This is a genomic window from Shewanella sp. HL-SH2, from assembly GCF_051164935.1.
GTDB lineage: Bacteria > Pseudomonadota > Gammaproteobacteria > Enterobacterales > Shewanellaceae > Shewanella > Shewanella glacialimarina.
Genome location: NZ_CP195035.1, coordinates 1,386,514 through 1,403,681, shown reverse-complemented (window position 1 = coordinate 1,403,681; position 17,168 = coordinate 1,386,514). Strand labels below are relative to the sequence as shown.

The 17,168-nt window shown below is 39.8% G+C and carries 16 protein-coding genes; 4 read left to right on the top strand and 12 right to left on the bottom strand.

Annotated features, from left to right (window positions below; translation table 11 throughout):
• From ACRWP9_RS06130 to ACRWP9_RS06115, 4 genes are all read right to left on the bottom strand, one after another.
• A complete protein-coding gene (locus tag ACRWP9_RS06130) occupies window positions 1–1,632 on the bottom strand; it encodes an ABC transporter permease (protein ID WP_434928382.1) in 1,632 nt (543 codons plus the stop codon).
• Between the two features lie 88 nt (window positions 1,633–1,720).
• Window positions 1,721–2,728 (bottom strand): Fe(3+) ABC transporter substrate-binding protein, encoded by a 1,008-nt coding sequence (locus tag ACRWP9_RS06125; protein WP_434928381.1) that lies wholly within the window; start codon window positions 2,726–2,728, stop codon window positions 1,721–1,723.
• Window positions 2,729–2,903: 175 nt separating this feature from the next.
• Window positions 2,904–3,653, bottom strand: a complete 750-nt coding sequence (locus ACRWP9_RS06120) for a ferredoxin--NADP reductase (RefSeq protein ID WP_226410948.1) — start codon at window positions 3,651–3,653, stop codon at window positions 2,904–2,906.
• A 9-nt stretch (window positions 3,654–3,662) separates the two neighbouring features.
• Window positions 3,663–4,274, bottom strand: a complete 612-nt coding sequence (locus tag ACRWP9_RS06115; RefSeq protein ID WP_434928380.1) for a DUF5610 domain-containing protein — start codon at window positions 4,272–4,274, stop codon at window positions 3,663–3,665.
• 336 nt (window positions 4,275–4,610) lie between these two features.
• Here ACRWP9_RS06115 and ACRWP9_RS06110 point away from each other — a divergent pair, with 336 nt between their 5' ends.
• Together ACRWP9_RS06110 and ACRWP9_RS06105 are read left to right on the top strand one after the other, a co-directional pair.
• The gene (locus ACRWP9_RS06110; RefSeq protein WP_434928379.1) at window positions 4,611–6,101 is read left to right on the top strand and encodes an FMN-binding glutamate synthase family protein; all 1,491 of its coding nucleotides are present in this window, start codon (window positions 4,611–4,613) and stop codon (window positions 6,099–6,101) included.
• Between the two features lie 182 nt (window positions 6,102–6,283).
• Window positions 6,284–6,475 (top strand): hypothetical protein, encoded by a 192-nt coding sequence (locus tag ACRWP9_RS06105; protein ID WP_434928378.1) that lies wholly within the window; start codon window positions 6,284–6,286, stop codon window positions 6,473–6,475.
• Window positions 6,476–6,572: 97 nt separating this feature from the next.
• On the opposite strand, the gene ACRWP9_RS06100 is transcribed toward ACRWP9_RS06105, so the two are convergent.
• Window positions 6,573–6,818, bottom strand: a complete 246-nt coding sequence (locus ACRWP9_RS06100; RefSeq protein ID WP_226410952.1) for a hypothetical protein — start codon at window positions 6,816–6,818, stop codon at window positions 6,573–6,575.
• A gap of 400 nt (window positions 6,819–7,218) precedes the next feature.
• Complete coding sequence (locus tag ACRWP9_RS06095; RefSeq protein WP_434928377.1) at window positions 7,219–9,003, bottom strand: ABCB family ABC transporter ATP-binding protein/permease; 1,785 nt, start codon at window positions 9,001–9,003, stop codon at window positions 7,219–7,221.
• 403 nt (window positions 9,004–9,406) lie between these two features.
• On the opposite strand from ACRWP9_RS06095, the gene ACRWP9_RS06090 reads away from it, so the two are divergent.
• Entirely contained in the window at window positions 9,407–9,583 is a 177-nt protein-coding gene (locus ACRWP9_RS06090) for a hypothetical protein (protein ID WP_434928376.1), read from the top strand.
• Between the two features lie 46 nt (window positions 9,584–9,629).
• On the opposite strand, the gene aroG is transcribed toward ACRWP9_RS06090, so the two are convergent.
• Complete coding sequence (aroG, locus tag ACRWP9_RS06085) at window positions 9,630–10,682, bottom strand: 3-deoxy-7-phosphoheptulonate synthase AroG (RefSeq protein ID WP_434928375.1); 1,053 nt, start codon at window positions 10,680–10,682, stop codon at window positions 9,630–9,632.
• A gap of 417 nt (window positions 10,683–11,099) precedes the next feature.
• Here aroG and ACRWP9_RS06080 point away from each other — a divergent pair, with 417 nt between their 5' ends.
• A complete protein-coding gene (locus ACRWP9_RS06080) occupies window positions 11,100–11,903 on the top strand; it encodes a substrate-binding periplasmic protein (RefSeq protein WP_434928374.1) in 804 nt (267 codons plus the stop codon).
• Between the two features lie 61 nt (window positions 11,904–11,964).
• On the opposite strand, the gene ACRWP9_RS06075 is transcribed toward ACRWP9_RS06080, so the two are convergent.
• The 5 genes from ACRWP9_RS06075 to nrfA form a co-directional block, all read right to left on the bottom strand.
• The gene (locus ACRWP9_RS06075) at window positions 11,965–13,188 is read right to left on the bottom strand and encodes a tetratricopeptide repeat protein (protein ID WP_434928373.1); all 1,224 of its coding nucleotides are present in this window, start codon (window positions 13,186–13,188) and stop codon (window positions 11,965–11,967) included.
• 120 nt (window positions 13,189–13,308) lie between these two features.
• Complete coding sequence (locus tag ACRWP9_RS06070) at window positions 13,309–13,650, bottom strand: hypothetical protein (protein ID WP_434928372.1); 342 nt, start codon at window positions 13,648–13,650, stop codon at window positions 13,309–13,311.
• A gap of 94 nt (window positions 13,651–13,744) precedes the next feature.
• The gene (locus ACRWP9_RS06065) at window positions 13,745–14,995 is read right to left on the bottom strand and encodes an ammonium transporter (protein WP_434928371.1); all 1,251 of its coding nucleotides are present in this window, start codon (window positions 14,993–14,995) and stop codon (window positions 13,745–13,747) included.
• Window positions 14,996–15,007: 12 nt separating this feature from the next.
• Window positions 15,008–15,346 (bottom strand): P-II family nitrogen regulator, encoded by a 339-nt coding sequence (locus tag ACRWP9_RS06060; RefSeq protein WP_226410960.1) that lies wholly within the window; start codon window positions 15,344–15,346, stop codon window positions 15,008–15,010.
• A 328-nt stretch (window positions 15,347–15,674) separates the two neighbouring features.
• Complete coding sequence (gene nrfA / locus ACRWP9_RS06055) at window positions 15,675–17,069, bottom strand: ammonia-forming nitrite reductase cytochrome c552 subunit (RefSeq protein WP_434928370.1); 1,395 nt, start codon at window positions 17,067–17,069, stop codon at window positions 15,675–15,677.
• Window positions 17,070–17,168: the final 99 nt, after the last annotated feature.

Here is a 17,168-nt window from a genome sequence, read left to right as displayed (position 1 = left end):
TTAGCGAGTATGCTCCAATGAACGGTTAAGATAAATCAACGGAATAAGTCCAACAAATACAATTACAATAGCTGCCAGAGCGCCATGCTCGAGCTTTTCATCAGACACAAATTGGAATACATAGGTCGCTAGATTTTCAAAGCCAATTGGCCTTAATAATAGCGCTGCGGGCAACTCTTTCATACTTTCAATGAACACCAGTAGCGCACCAGCCAATAAGCCCTTGCGCAATAATGGCAAATGAACACGCATTAGTAGCTGTATAGGCTTTTGGCCCATAGTAATACTGGCCATATCTAACGATGGTGATATGCGCTTATAACTGCTCTCAAGGCTACCAATTGCTATCGCTAAAAAACGCACCGTGAATGCAAATACAATCGCAAAAACACTACCCGTAAAAAACAAACCAGGGCCGCGAGCGCCAAACCAGTCATAAATATCATTAACCGCAAAATCTAAATAGGTCAAAGGTACTAGCACACCAATAGCTAAAACTGTGCCAGGTAAGGCGTAACCAGTGCTACTTAAGCGTGATGGTAGAGAGTCTGATTGCCTAGGACTCACTCGACGTACGAACATCAATATTAAAGCTAATAATAAACATATTAAGCTAACGAGTACCGCTATGTACAAACTATTCCAGCTATATTGCCAAAAACGAGCATCCCAACTTTGGTCAAAATAATCGATGGCATAAGCGCTCAAAATTATAAAGGGTAATAAAAATGCAAACAGTAATAATCCACTGCAGTACGCCCAAGCTGCAAAAGATTTAATTCCTTTTAGTTGATACCTATCACTATCGCTAAGTGCTGATTGCTTTTGAAATAATTCTTGCTTGCGCCGGGCAAACCGCTCAACACCGACCATAGTAAAAATCACTAACAGCATAATCGCTGACAATTTGGCTGCCGCAGTTAAACTGCCATAGCCCAGCCAAGTGTCATATACCGCCGTGGTTAATGTTGGCACAGCAAAATAGCTTACGGTGGCGTAGTCGGCAGCGGTTTCCATTGCAACCAGTGCCACACCTACCGCCAACGCTGGACGTGACATAGGTAAAGCTACCCGCCAAAAGCTACGCCAAGGGCTAGACCCCATAATGCGCGATGCATGTAATAAACTAGAAGACTGCTCCATAAAAGCAGTACGAGCCAATAAATAGATATAAGGGAACAGCACTAACGATAACATGATCGCTGCACCACCTAGACTACGAATAGCAGGAAAATAATAATCGTGTGGAGAACTCCACTGAAACAAATCTCTTAAGACACGTTGTACAGGACCTGCATAGTCCAGCATATCAGTATAAACATAGGCGACTATATAGGCTGGCATAGCCAAAGGTAATAGCAATAACCATTGAAAATATCGACGCCCTGGAAAATCACAGCGGGCAACAAACCATGCTGCAGGTACGGCAATGACTAACGAGCCAATACCCACCAGTAGCATTAGCAATAAGCTGTTAGCAATATAGGTTGGAAGTACAGTCTCAAACAGATGCTTAAAAACAGCTTCATCGGGAAATGTGGCTTGCACTATTAATGCAATAAGCGGCAGTGTGATCACCGCCGCTATTAAGTAACCAGTAAGCGACCAGCTTCTGGATAAACCTAAAATCATAACAACTATCCAGTTAAATCAATACGGTGTAATCCTCGACACCGTATTGAGTGACAATGCAAAAACTGGCGTAATATCAATATTGATATTAAAGGTCGAATTTTACTTCATCTAGTAGCTTCACTGCCGCTTGATGATTTTCAGCCAATTTATAAATAGGAAGTGAATCTGCTTTAAATTCGCCCCATGATGCCACAAGTTTTGATGGCTTCACATCAGCTTTAACCGGATATTCCATGTTAACCTCTGCATAGGCTTGCTGAGCAACATTAGAGGTTAAAAACTCCATTAATTTTATTGCATTATCTTTGCTTGGCGCAAACTTAGCTAGCGCCATACCAGATACGTTGATGTGTGCACCTCTGTTAGCCTGATTAGGGAAGTTTATCTCAACGGCTTCAGCCCAGCTTTTTTGATTCTCGTCCATCATCATATTGCCATAGTAATAACTATTACCAATAGCAACATCACACATCCCCTCTTTAACCGCTAACACTTGGTCGCGATCATTACCCTGGGGTTTGCGCGCTAAGTTAGCTTTAACGCCTGTAAGCCAGGTTTTAGTTTCTGCTTCGCCATGATGTGCGAACATAGAGGCAACCAAAGCTACATTGTATGGGTGCTTACCACTACGAGTACAAATTTTACCTTTGTATTCCGGTTTAGCTAGGTCTTCATAATCGATATCAATCTTGCCTGTGCGCTCTTTTGAAGAGTACACATTACGTACGCGCATAGTTAGTGCATACCAATCATTCTTAGGTGAACGATAAACCTCAGGAATATTGCTATTAATCACATCATTATTAACTGGAGAGACAAGATCTTTTTCAACTAATTCCATTAAACGAGAAAAGTCAGAGGTTAATACAACATCAACTGGAGACAAACGGCCTTCACGTTCAATCCGTTCTGCAATACCATCTTTAGCAAATACAACATTGACCTGAATACCAGTACTTTGAGTAAACTGCTCTAGGATAGGTTCAACCAAAAAGGCTTGTCGATATGAATATACAGTTAACGCCTCATCCGCCATTACAGAACTGGCTAAACATGCTAACCCTAAAATCGCAGTGCCTTGTACCATTTTCATTTCCACATTCTCCTTGGTTGACTTAAACTGCCAAAAGCAACTAACAATGATAATAGTTATCAATCGCGACAAGGGTAAATGATCAGCACAAAAGGAGCAAGCGCATTTTATTAAATTTGTATTGATGTTGACTTAGATCTCGCTCAGTACTGCAAGCATATAACACTGTGGCTTATTACCAGTACTTCTCTACTGTTATTTGCCCGGGAGCCCTTCTTAGGTTTTTAGTTAACCCTAATTCTAATAGTGCGGTTTGTGCATCAGAAATCATCCCAGGATTACCACAAATCATCACTTGAGAGTCTTCTGCATTAATCGTTAATGACGCTTTTTGTTGTAACAGACCATTATTAATCGCATCGGGAATGCGGCACATTAACGCATCTTCGTAGGATTCACGGGTAACAATAGGAATAAAGTGAAATTGTTGGGAATATTTTGCCTGTAGCTGCTTAATAGATTCTAAATACGCTAAGTCCGAGGCTAAGCGGACACCATAGACCAAAACAACTTTTTCAAATCGCTGCCAAGGCTCGTCAGTTAACAACATTGAAATAAAGGGGCCAACAGCGGTGCCAGTAGAAATCAACCACAAATGCTTACCTTGCAGTGCGCCATGGGGAATTTCATCTAGGGTCATGAATCCGGTCGCCTTGGGTGTCACTTCAATTGTGTCACCGGGGTTAAGTGATTGCAGATCGGGTGACAATTGACCATTTTCAACAGCTACAGCTAATATTTCGACATAATCGCTGCCTGGTGGGTTAACCACTGAATAAGCCCTAGCAATACGTTTTTCATCTCGGATTTGGCTTAACTTAATAAACTGCCCTGCGATATAAGGTTCAACAGGCGCTTTAATCTTTAAGGAAAAAAGCTTTTCATTCCAATCAATTCGCTCAATTACTTCACCAGTTACCCACATAACACACCCTTATTCTTTTGCGTCTTTAGTAGAAGGTAACATGTCTAACTTAAACTTAGCTAATCCACTTTGAATATGCTCATAGGTACTATCCACACCAGCGACAATATCGCCTTGAAGCACTTTCAAACCTGACAATATGGCTTTGGCTTGTCCAAAGCCGTCATCTATCGCCTTAGATATCTTATCCATAAAGCTATTAAGCTGAGTCTCGAAATCATCTTCGGGGTTTTGTTGCTGATATAAGCCAAAAAAACCTGTGGCAAATTGTACTATCCGATCTGCTGTGGCTGTAGGCGAGTAATCAACTTCAACCTCGATTGATTTGGAGGGTTTATTTTCACCCAAGACTAAATCAAGCTCAGCATCTATGGCATCAATGGCACTGCGATATAACAATGCCAGTGATTGATCTCCGGAAGATAACGTCACTTTCTCCTGTGCCGCCAGAATTTGTCCATTCATTAATCGCTTAGTAATTTGACTAACAGACATATTGGCTTGCTTAACCTCTGACTGCACACCCTGATTACTGACGTTATCAACAGCCTGTTTATCTTTCTCTGTATTTTTTGACAATGATGTAAACTGGGTCATATTTCTATTGGGTTTAATTTCCATGAAGCCTGCTCCATTTTTGAAATCTATATCTCTTTATCGACGAATAAAAATTAACCTAAAGTGATATTTTTAAAAAACACCCTTACACTCAACATTAGCATCAGATACTTTATTTAACGGCATAGATTAACGTTTCGATTACTACATCGAATGAATATTGTTAAGCTTTAAACTATTCATTTAGTTGTTTTGACTAGTCATAAACTCGTTATTTCAGCTAGATTGATCTTGTTCTTGATACTCAGTATAAGTTTCAACGGTAGTAGGTAATCTTCAACTATATTGACTAATCAATCTGTTGAGATAAATTTAACTCGCTTAATTTAAGGATAATACATGCAATTGCAACCGTGGATTTTATGGGGGATAGATCTGTTTGCAGGCCTGTTTCTAATGCTATTTTGGGCCGTTATCATTGGTGTAATGTATATGTACATCGCTGATAAGCTTCAAACAAAACAAGCTATTAGGCATAATTATCCCGTTATTGGTCGATTTCGTTATTTATTTGAGAAACAAGGTGAGTTTTTTAGACAATACTTTTTTGCTAACGACCGCGAAGAGTTACCTTTTAATCGCGCTGAACGCAGCTGGGTATATCGAGCAGCAAAAAACGTAGAGCGCACCATTGCTTTTGGCTCAACTCAGCCCTTAGACAAGCAGGGCAGTATTTTATTTCTCAACTCAGCATTTCCTATCAGTGATCACATTCATGTTGCACCAGCCACAGTAACGGTTGGCGAGCAATGTGATGTGCCCTATACCACAGACAAAATTTGCCACATTTCAGCCATGAGCTTTGGTGCATTATCAAGACCTGCAATAACCGCATTATCCCACGGTGCAGCAAAAGCAGGCTGCTGGTTAAATACTGGAGAAGGGGGATTAAGCCCACATCATCTTAAAGGTAATTGTGACTTAGTATTTCAAATTGGCACCGCAAAATATGGCGTACGTAATGCAGAAGGTCACCTTGATAACGAAAAATTGAAACAAGTAGCAGCTAACCCACAAGTTAAAATGTTTGAAATTAAACTCAGCCAAGGTGCTAAACCAGGTAAAGGCGGTATACTTCCAGGCCTAAAAGTCACCGAAGAAATAGCTAATATTAGGGGGATTCCCATTGGAGAGGACTCTATCAGCCCTAACGGTCATATTGAAATTACCTGTGTAGCAGATATTTTAGACATGGTTGCCCAAGTGAGAAATGCAACAGGAAAACCAACTGGTATCAAAGCGGTTATAGGCGATATCACCTGGATTGAAGATATGTGTGAAGAAATTGCTCTAAGGGGGTTTGAGCATGCACCAGACTTTTTCACCTTAGACAGCGCAGATGGTGGAACAGGTGCCGCGCCTCAAGCTCTAATGGACAATGTTGGCTTACCACTGCGAGAAAGTCTGCCAAGGTTAGTCGACTTACTTATTCAAAAAGGGCTACGTCAGCGGATAAAAATTATTGCGACTGGAAAGTTAGTCATGCCATCTTATGTTGCATGGGCACTCGCTACAGGTGCAGATTTTATCGCATCAGCCAGAGGTAACATGTTTGCGTTGGGCTGTATTCAATCACTACAATGCAATAAAGATACTTGTCCGACAGGTATCACCACCCACGATAAGCGATTACAGCGAGGACTCGACCCCAAAGATAAATCGACTCGTGTAGCCAACTACAATCATTTCTTACATTATGATTTAACAATGATAGCTCACTCCTGCGGTGTTAACGATGCGAGACAATTGACGCGAAAACATGCACACATTGTAATTTCTAGTGGTGTTTCCGTTTCTCTAGATAAACATTATAAGCATCTGATTAATTAAGCTATTCGAATACAGTCCCAAAGTATTACTTTAAAGCTTTTTGATTATCAGTTAGACTAGAAGGTGATGCATAGATCACATTACAGAGGTAAAGTGTAAGATGCATCACCTATAGTGACTAGCTGAGAGCGACTACCAGATAGTGACTAAAAGTCGATAAAAATGCTTTAAAGGATACAATCTTGAATTTAAAGAACGTTCAAACTGCAATAAAAGGAAAAACAGCAAGTTACAGCTGTAAAAATTGCGATCGTCTAACTGAAATTGAAGGCGAGATGGTGTGTTTTGAACAAGGTAAAATTATTAGGCTTGTTCCATTAACAGAGCCCGATACCTTAATAAAACTGGTTTGTATTGGTTGGCAAAAAAAATAGCTCTATTGATAACTCCTAAGCACTATTGGTAACTACTAAATATTTCAGCACTCACTCAACAACTAAAGCCTTAAGTCGAGCTTCTCTAAATACAAACCTATATCAGCAAATCCTTATTTTCAGATTGCTTAATAATTTTCTTGTCCATTTCATTAATAGACTGCTTCGCTAATGTTACCCCACGTGTTGTCACTCTTAATCCTGCACACAATTCATTATAAACACGGTTAATTTCATCATCTGATAATTCACGCGCTTTTAACATAGCAACAATAGCAAACCAATCTGTACTCACCTGGTGTTGAGTACCTTCTAGGGCTGCGATTAAAAGAATATTCTGCATCAGCCACCTCCATATGTTATAAGCATTTGAACACTAGCATTTAAAAAAAAGCACTTGAGACATGCTGTCAAACCATCCAAATCTAGTGTGCGGCTTTTTAATAAACAACCCATAATCCTGTTAAATAGTTGAGTTAATTATACTCAAACACTATTAATAAACACTAGTTATACCTTGTTTCTTGCAACAGGTTAACAATTCAACTTAACCTCACTCGAGTTATGAAATACGTTCAATTTGCTAAATCTAACACGTTTAACCTATTTCATAGCAAACTTGTTAATTGTTTTGAACACAAGGCAAATTATCACCTAAATAGCTGGTTTGCCGTAAGTTAATGCAACACAAAAACAAATATAAGCCAATGTTTAATAAGGTTTACATCACGGAAAGAGGTTGTTTAAGTTTGTTCATTCTGAATAGTCCATAAGTGTGCATACAAGCCTTTGTTATTGATCAATTCCGCGTGGGTGCCTGTTTCAACTATTTGCCCTTTGCTTAGTACGACTATCATATCAGCATCGATAATTGTTGATAAACGATGTGCTACCACTAGACTTGTATGTCCTTTAGCTGCATCACGTAGAGCGTTTAAAATGGCTTTCTCAGAGCGGCTATCCAAAGATGATGTTGCTTCATCGAATACTAAAAAGGGCGCAGATTTTAATACTGCGCGTGCGATAGAGACCCGTTGTTTTTCCCCACCAGATAACTTTAATCCACGCTCACCAACTTTGGTTTGCCATTGCTTAGGGAGCACATTAATAAACTCACTCAAATGAGCGAGTTCAGCGGCTTGCTCTATTTCAACTTGGGTTGCATTGGGTCTACCATAGCGAATATTTTCAAATAAAGAATCATTAAATAACACTGTATCCTGAGGAACAATCGCAATAGCGCGCCTTAATGCTTGTTGAGTCATATCGCGAATATCAACATCATTTATGGTAATACGGCCATTATTAACATCGTAAAAGCGGAACAGTAATTTAATCAAGGTCGATTTACCGGCCCCACTGTCACCAACCACAGCTACTTTTTTACCTAGAGGAACTTCAAAACTAACATTATTTAATATTTGCCTTTCATCATATTGAAAACTGACATTCTCAAACTTAATCTTACCGAGCTCTGGGGGTTGATCACTGGCGTGCTCCCTATCAACTACGGTAGGTTGTTTATCCAAAATATCAAACATACGTTCAATATTGGCCAGTGCACCTCTGATCTCTCTGTAAACAAAGCCTAAAAAATTAAGTGGAATAAATAGCTGCATCATAAAGGCATTAATCAGTACAAAATCACCAATTGTCATGGTTTTTTCAGTCACCTCGACAGCAGCAAGCCACATCATGGCTGTCATCGCAATCGCTATAATCGACGCCTGTCCAGCATTTAGGGCAAATAATGATAAACGGTTGTTTCGCTTTGCCACTTCCCACTCTGAAAGAGCAGAGTCATAACGCGCGGCCTCATGGGCTTCATTATTGAAATATTTAACTGTTTCATAATTCAATAAACTATCAATAGCACGGGTGTTAGATAAAGAATCTGCCCTAGCGGCTTCTCGTACAAATTCAGTACGCCACTCAGTCGCCATAACCGAATAGCCAATATAAGCCACTACAGAAACAAGTGTGATTAACGCAAAGCTAATCCCGTATTGATAGAAAAAAATACCAATCACTAAGGTGATTTCCAGCAAGGTCGGTACAATATTAAATACCATAAAACGCATTAAAAAGCTTACACCGCTTGTACCGCGTTCAATATCCCTGGATAAACCACCGGTTCTACGATCTAAATGAAAATCTAAATCTAATCGATGCAAATGTTCAAATACAGCCAAACCTAATCGCCGCATGGCTCTTTCTGTTACTCGGCCAAAAAGCGTGTCACGAATTTCACCGATCACCACGTTGAGGAATCTGATTGCACCATATGCGAGCACTAATACGATTGGAGCGGCGACAATGACATTTGCAGCTGAAGTATTACTATCAAGCGTATCGACTAACTCTTTTAAAATAAACGGTAAACCCACGCTGGCCAACTTCGCCACAACCAAGCAGGTCATAGCTAAAAAAATACGCCCCTTAAATTCTAATAAATAAGGCCAAAGCATACCTAATACTGTCCAATTAAGTTTCCCTACAGGTCCTTCAAAATAAGCGGATGGCCGCATAAATAGCTCCAATTAATCAAGGGCGATAAATATTGAGATAGAGTCGATTTCCTCTGTGGGCATGGTAACACCGCACTCACAGCAATGATGTTAACAAATGCAAAATTCGTCATATAAGAATAATCTGCATAATTTAAAATATTCAGAAACAATCTCAAACGAAAGCAGCATGACACTATTAAATCGATTAAAGCAGTACTTTTAACCTACTAAATTAAATTAAAGCACTCCAAAAATACTAGTTAATTGAAAATAAATTGCCTTTTAGCGGTTTTTGACTCGAATAAGAGTTATTTCTAAGATCAGAATTTGTTACTCTTTAACCGTACTAGGTTACCCAAAAGAATTAGCACCATAAGCTAATGGCGTAATCGTTAATTGAATATGATTGGTAGGAAGCTTTATGCTAGACAGTGAGAATATAAAATACCCTCCACTACAGTTAATTCAAACATGGGTTTGGATGATGATAGAGTCAAATAACCCTGAATTACAAGACAAAGGGCGTAACAATCTCATTTTAGCATTTGGAACACTTGCCAAAGCAAATGAGTATTTAACACAAAGCATTAAAAAATAAGGCGCGTAAGGCGCCATATTTATTAAGCCTTAAATTAAATCTCTTTTTAGCCTCTTCGTTTTATTACGCTGTTGCTAAGCGTGGCTAAAAGCGCTTCGGTATCTTGCCAACCTATACATGCGTCGGTGACACTTTGGCCGTAACATGCAACTTTGCCATCAACGATATCCTGGCGTCCTTCAACTAGATGGCTTTCAACCATCACACCAAAAATACCATGATTACCTGCAGCAATCTGAGCTGCTACATCTTCAGCAACTAGCATCTGACGTTTATAATCCTTAGCACTATTGGCATGGCTAAAGTCGATCATAATATTGTCAGCTAATTGAGACGAGATAAGTTGTGATTGGATTTTACTGACATCTTCTGCACTGTAGTTAGGCTTTTTACCTCCGCGTAAAATGATGTGACAATCAGGATTTCCTTTGGTAGATACAATAGCAGAATGACCAAACTTGGTAACAGATAGAAAATGATGCGGGGCATTAGCTGCTCCAATCGCATCTATGGCCACTTTTATGGTGCCATCAGTACCATTTTTAAAACCGACTGGGCATGACAATCCTGATGCCAGCTCACGGTGAACTTGAGATTCTGTGGTACGTGCGCCAATAGCGCCCCAACACATCATATCAGCCACATATTGCGGGGTAATCATATCTAAATATTCACCAGCAGTGGGAATACCAAGATCATTTAAGTCAACCAGCAGTTTACGTGCAGTGCGCAGTCCATCATTTAATTTAAAGCTGTTATCCATAAAAGGGTCATTAATGAGCCCTTTCCAACCAACGGTTGTCCGTGGTTTTTCAAAATACACTCGCATAACCACTTCAAGTTCATCGGCATATTTTTCGCGCATAATAGCTAAACGTTGGCCGTATTCAAGTGCAGCTTTAGTGTCATGAATTGAACAGGGCCCTATCACCACGAGTAAGCGGTCATCTTTTCTAGCCAAGATATTATGAATACTATTGCGCGCAATAAATACCGTTTCAGATGCATTTTCAGATGCCGGAAATCGCTCTAAAATGGCTATAGGGGGAAGTAACTCTTTGACTTCATTGATGCGCACATCATCATTTTGATAATACATATAATACAACTCCGGCTTGCAGGCTAAATTTCAATCGTTTTGCAAAAAATTGTCCCAAATGAATGGTATTTACATAAACATGACATTAAAATTTACCCACTATCCATCAACAAATCAATAAACTATTCAAATATAAACATATTGTTTTTATACCATTGTTTATATTAAAGATATAATTTACTTCATCTCATTTTTAGATTTGTTAATCTCATCAAAAAATAACACCATAAAATATCTTCTGCAGGATCATAATGAGCTTGTTATACTCCAGTCACATCTGAATAATAGTTACTCAATAAACTTTACAGGTAACGATGCAGTTTTATAAGGTGAAATAATTTGAGATTACTAAGTCGCGCCCTTAAACCGCACAGTAAACTAAGCCATTTGGGATCATTAATCTGTCTGTGTACTCTCATGCAAATTTCTCCCACACTTTGCTCAACTGAATTGACCTATACTGGTGAAGACCTTACTGATGTTAGCTTGGCTGGTGTCGATGCGGCTGAACCTAGATCAAACAATATACCAATTACTTTTACAACCAGTAGCAGTATTGAGCCTTACTTTTTTGTCGATCAAAAAGGCGGGCTACAATATCACTTATTAGCTTCAGCATTACAGATGAGCCACCTTAAGTTAGGGAGTATTACTTACGCAACTAACTTACGGGCATTGAGATTAGTAAAAACGAAACAAATCGATTGTATTATTAATGCACCAGCTACTGATGATGGCTTATTTCTGACTCAAAGTTTAATCGAATATCAAAATAGCCTGTTTTATTTAACCAAGAACAAACTCAAAATCGACACCATTAGCGATCTCAAAAAATACTCTTTGATCAGTTTCCAAAATGCCAGTCAATATTTGGGGGATGAATTTATCGAAGTATCAAAACAACACCAAGATTATACTGAAATTGCTAGTCAACAAAGTCAGGTGCTAATGTTATTTGGCGAGCATACGCAAATGGTTATTTTAGAGCAGCGTATTTTTGATTATTACCGTCGTAAAGTTCAACACAAAATCAAACACCCTTACGAAGTTACTCAGGTAATCCTGTTCGACTCCGCACCTCGCTATATTGCTTGTCATGATCAACAAACTGCCATTTTAGTTGATGAGGCAATATCCCTACTAAAACAGAGTAATCTGTACCAGCAAATATTACTTGATGCAGAGCAAGGTAAATATAACACTCAGTATGTTGAACACTAACATCCGGGTCTAAAGCGGCTCAATACAACTTGAGCACGACTTTTATGCTCAAGTTATATTCTTACCAACTTTTCATTGCCTGCAGCTTATTTTGATATCGACGTTTATCATCGATATCCCCCGTTAATGCCAATGCTTTTTGCATATTCTTTTGCGCTAAACCTCGCTCACCCGTTGCCCAATAGGTCTTTGATAGACCGAAGTAGAACTCATGCCGATAATCTGCCTTTTCAAGTGCTCTTTTATACCACACCACCGCCTCTTGGTAATGCTGCTCAAAATAGGCTTGCTGCGCCATATCATAATAATAAAATGGGTTGTTGATTCTCTGTAACTCCAAAATTTTATGTACAGCCGCCCATTCATCTAACCTATCTTGCTCACCCAGAATCAAGGCTAAATTAAATAAAGTCGTCATGTCTTGATTATCGACCGACAACGCAGCTTGATATGCTTGTTCAGCTTTTTTATCGTCGCCCTTATGTCGATATATCACTGCGAGTGTATTGATACTGGCTACAAACCTAGGATCCATTCTAATCGCTTGTTTAATCAAGGCATAAGCTAAGTCATACTGTTGCTCCACCAATGCTTCTGCGGCAATATTGTTGTAATACATTGCGGTCAAGGTTTGCTTATTGACTCGTTTTTGACCAAAACCACGCACAGCCCTTTCGGGTAGAAAATCAACTAATATCTTGCTGTCACGAAATGAAACTGTATTAGCATCAGTAGTGGCGTCTAAGAATAAATTCACATGGCCATTTACAAGATAAAATCCACCTCGCCTATCCCAAACAGGCTCAACATCAATATCTTGAAATTCTACAGGTATATTAAAAACATCCGCTAATGCGGCTGATAATACCACCAGCGACATACAGTTGCCCTGCCGATTAATGGCCGTTTCACTGGCAGGGCGTGTGTAATGGTCTCGGTATTCAAAGCCACCATTTTGCGCTCCAATATATTGGGCCAGCCACTGGTGAATAGGCATTTTTCGATGTTGAGTGGCATTGTCTCTTGAATAAACTTGCTTTATTTGGGCGACATAAGACAAAGGTAAGCTATAAATTTGCTCAGGTGAGATGATCTCAGTTGTGGTAAATAGCTCGTCATGGAATAGTGATTCCACATCAATGGGCTCTACTGAAACAGACGTGGACTGACAGCCAGACAGTGGCCCAAAAAGTGCAAACATTACCAATATAGGTAACACTCTTTGCTTAAGTTGATGTAAGCCAGTAATAGGATTGACGTACTTTTGAAAGGTAATAGACCACATAACCCAACCCTCTTAATCGAAATACGAATAAGGTAAGTTTAGTCAAGTAAACCCTTTTCAGCCAAAAAGACGTGAATTTAACAACGGGCATCCACCAGTTCAACTCAGATTAACAGAGTACTATTTAGGTTGTGCTGGATTCTTAGGCGGATCTATTTTAATAAATAACTCTTTATTTTGATAGTCATACGGACGATAAGCAAAGCCATTACAGCTAAAATATCGATACGGCAAAGCAAATGGAATACAGCCCACTGGCAGGGCCTGTAAAATTTCAATTTGCTGCTGCATTCTGAGTGCCTCTTGCCATTCGAACTCTTTAGCAATTTGATCGCGAACGGCAAAAGCATCAAATTGTTCAGATGACTTTCTTACTACAACTTGCCCTGCACTAAGTGAATAACTGACCATAGAACTTATCGCGATTACCGTAAAAGTCATAAAGTGATTGAAGGTATTCATAGGCCGTCTCAAATGATGTCATAAACAATAAATCTAGCACATAAAAAAACAGAGCCCTAAAGGACTCTGCTTAAATATTTCGACACTTGTAAAATTAGCTACCGTTTTTTACGCTAACAAACTCAGGATAAGCGTCAATACCACAGTCAGATGCATCCATACCGACATACTCTTCCTCTTCACTAACACGAATACCCATAGTCACCTTGAGAACAAACCAAACTAAAAGTGACGCTGAGAATACCCAGCCAAAGATAACTACTGCACCGAATAACTGCGACCCAAAGCTTGCATCAGCATTTGATAATGGCACTAGCATTAGTCCTAATAAACCTGCTACTCCATGAACTGAGATTGCGCCCACTGGATCGTCAATTTTGATACGGTCAAAACCAATAATTGAGAAAATAACCACACCACCAGCAACTAAGCCAATGACACCAGCCATAACAAGTGAAGGAGATAATGGATCTGCCGTAATTGCCACAAGACCTGCTAAAGCACCGTTTAATATCATAGTTAAATCAGCTTTACCCCACACCACTTTACACACAATCAAGGCGGCTATAGCACCGAATGCAGCGGCGGAGTTAGTGTTAACGAAAACCTTAGCCACGGCTGAAGCATTTTCAGCATCAGACACTAATAACTGTGAACCACCGTTAAAGCCAAACCAACCCATCCACAGAATAAACATCCCTAAGGTTGCCATTGGTAAATTAGAGCCTGGAATTGGATTAACCTGGCCGTTAGGACCGTATTTACCTTTACGAGCACCCAGTAATAATACACCAGCAACAGCCGCTGCTGCACCCGCCATGTGTACTATGCCACTGCCCGCAAAATCAACAAAACCAGCTTCTGATAAAAATCCACCGCCCCAAGTCCAATAGCCTTCAACAGGATAAATAATCGTCGTCATAAACACTGAAAATGCCAGGAAAGCCCATAACTTCATGCGTTCTGCAACCGCACCCGATACAATCGACATCGCGGTAGCAACAAATACAACTTGAAAGAAAAAGTCAGACTCTAGTGCGTGGTCAGCATCAGCAGCTTGCGAACCAATTAATGCTCCAAACGAAGGAATAATACCGCCTTCAGTATTGTCGACATACATGATGTTATATCCAACAAGTAAGTAGGTTACACAAGCGATTGCATATAAACATACGTTTTTAGTTAAAATTTCAGTGGTATTTTTTGAACGAACTAAGCCAGCTTCTAACATGGCAAACCCTGCTGCCATCCACATCACTAATGCACCAGAGATCAAAAAATAGAAGGTATCTAATGCAAAGCGTAACTCGCTAACAGTTAGTCCTAATTTTGCTAATTCTTCCATTATCATTGCCCCTTATAATGCTTCGTTATCAACTTCACCGGTACGAATACGCACGGCTTGTTCTAAATTAGTTACAAAAATCTTACCGTCACCAATTTTGCCGGTATGCGCTGCAGTGGTAATAGCCTCAATTAACATATCTAGGTTTTCTTCTTTAGTGGCTATTTCTAATTTTACTTTAGGTAAAAAATCCACTTGATATTCAGCACCACGATAAAGCTCAGTGTGACCTTTTTGACGACCAAAACCTTTCACCTCAGTAACTGTCATACCCTCAATGCCCATACCAGCTATTGCTTCACGGACATCATCCAATTTAAATGGTTTGATGATTGCGCTGACGAGTTTCATCCCGACCTCCAAAAATTAATAAAATATGAATTTGTTATATATTTGTTGATAAAACAGATTCAATCATCAGGCCAGTTTTTTAAGTTAATGTTTTAAATAGAAATAGAGTAAATTTTCAATAGAAATAGCGACAATTTAGCACCATAATGGTGCACTAAAAACTAGGCCGCTTAATATTGGTGCAGCTCTACGATGAAATGAGCGAAGAAAAGATTAGTGTTAGCCAAGTGATAAACCGCATAAAAAAAGCCCTCTTTCGAGGGCTTTACTAAAGCATTTAGCTAATTCAAGTTAACTCTTCAAAGTTGCCTTGAGTAAGCTTAACAACTTACTTATAAGTCGCTTCGCGTTTTTTTGCTTCTTCTTGCCATTTAGGCACTAGATTTTTCTTGAATGCTTCTTTTTCTGCATTCATTGTTTTCATGTCCATACCTAATGCTGCTTGCGCTTTTGCTTTAGTCGACGTGTCAGGATAAGCAATGGGTTGCTTAACACCTTTAGCCGCCAATAGGTGAGCAAGCTTAATACGTGCATTAGCCGCTTTATCAACCGCGGTGCCTAAAATACGTAACGCTTCATCAGCTGCGTGAGCCGCAACACCATGTGATGCAGTTGCATAGTCCCAACGCCACTGTGAATGACGGATATCCATAAGGATAGGCTTCATTTCAGCTTCAGTTGCACCCGCATCCCAAGCCGCTTTTGCTTCAAAGTGAGCTTTAACTAATTGTGCTTCAGCACTGGCTTTAAGTTCACCTACTTTTTGCTTGCGTTCATTAGTTAAATTAACCATGAACTCTTTGCTTTGGCTATGGCAGGTAGCACAGGTTTCATCAAAACGGTCGAACGGATTACCCACTTTGTGATCGGTAAACTTACCTTTACCATTTGCTTTAGCCACTTTAGGCATATGACAATCTGTACAGGTTACGTTGTTTTTACCGTGCACACCTGCTTTCCAAGTTTCATAACCTGGATGCTGTGCTTTAAGCATAGGAGTTCGAGATACAGCATGGGTCCAATCAGAGAACTCCATATTGTCGTAGTAAACTTCCATTTGCTCAACAGTAGTTCCCATATCCCACGGGAACTTCACAAAACCAGGTTTATCAGCGGTTTTCTCGAAGTAGTACTCAACATGGCACTGCGCACAAACCATAGATTGCTTATCTTTACGTGACGCTTTATCAAAAGGTGTGCCAATTGCACCTAATGCACGATCGACATATGGACGAGAGATGCGTAATTTAGGCGATCCTTTTTCATGACAGTCACTACAACCGATTGTGTTAACAATTTCAGGTCCGCCTTTAGCCCATTTGCCCGCGAAATAGCCATCTTCGCCTTGCTCTTCGATTACACGGGGAACATCAGGACTTTTACAACTCCAACATGCCATCGGCATTGGGCCGTCTTCAGCATTTTTAGGGGCGCCAGTACGTAATGTGTTAGTGACGTCAGTAACCGCATAATGGTGACCGCGTGGCGCATTATAATCTTTTGCGAAACCGTAACCTGCCCATAAAACCACTAAGCTAGGTACCTCTTCCAACATATCAACAATTTCTTTACTTTCGCTGGTATCATGCCAAGACTCATACTGAGCAGAATACTTATCTTTATATACTTCACTGCGGGGTTCAGTCTTATCACTTGCTATTGCACCAGCAGCTAAAAAGCTGGTCGCAATGACTGCACTTAATACAGTATTTGTTATGTTCATCTTCATCACCTTCACTCCGTGTTACTTTATAATTAATTTATAACCACGATCTTTCCAAGGTCAAAATTAGCTATTTAAGCCTTAATTAAGAATACCCCT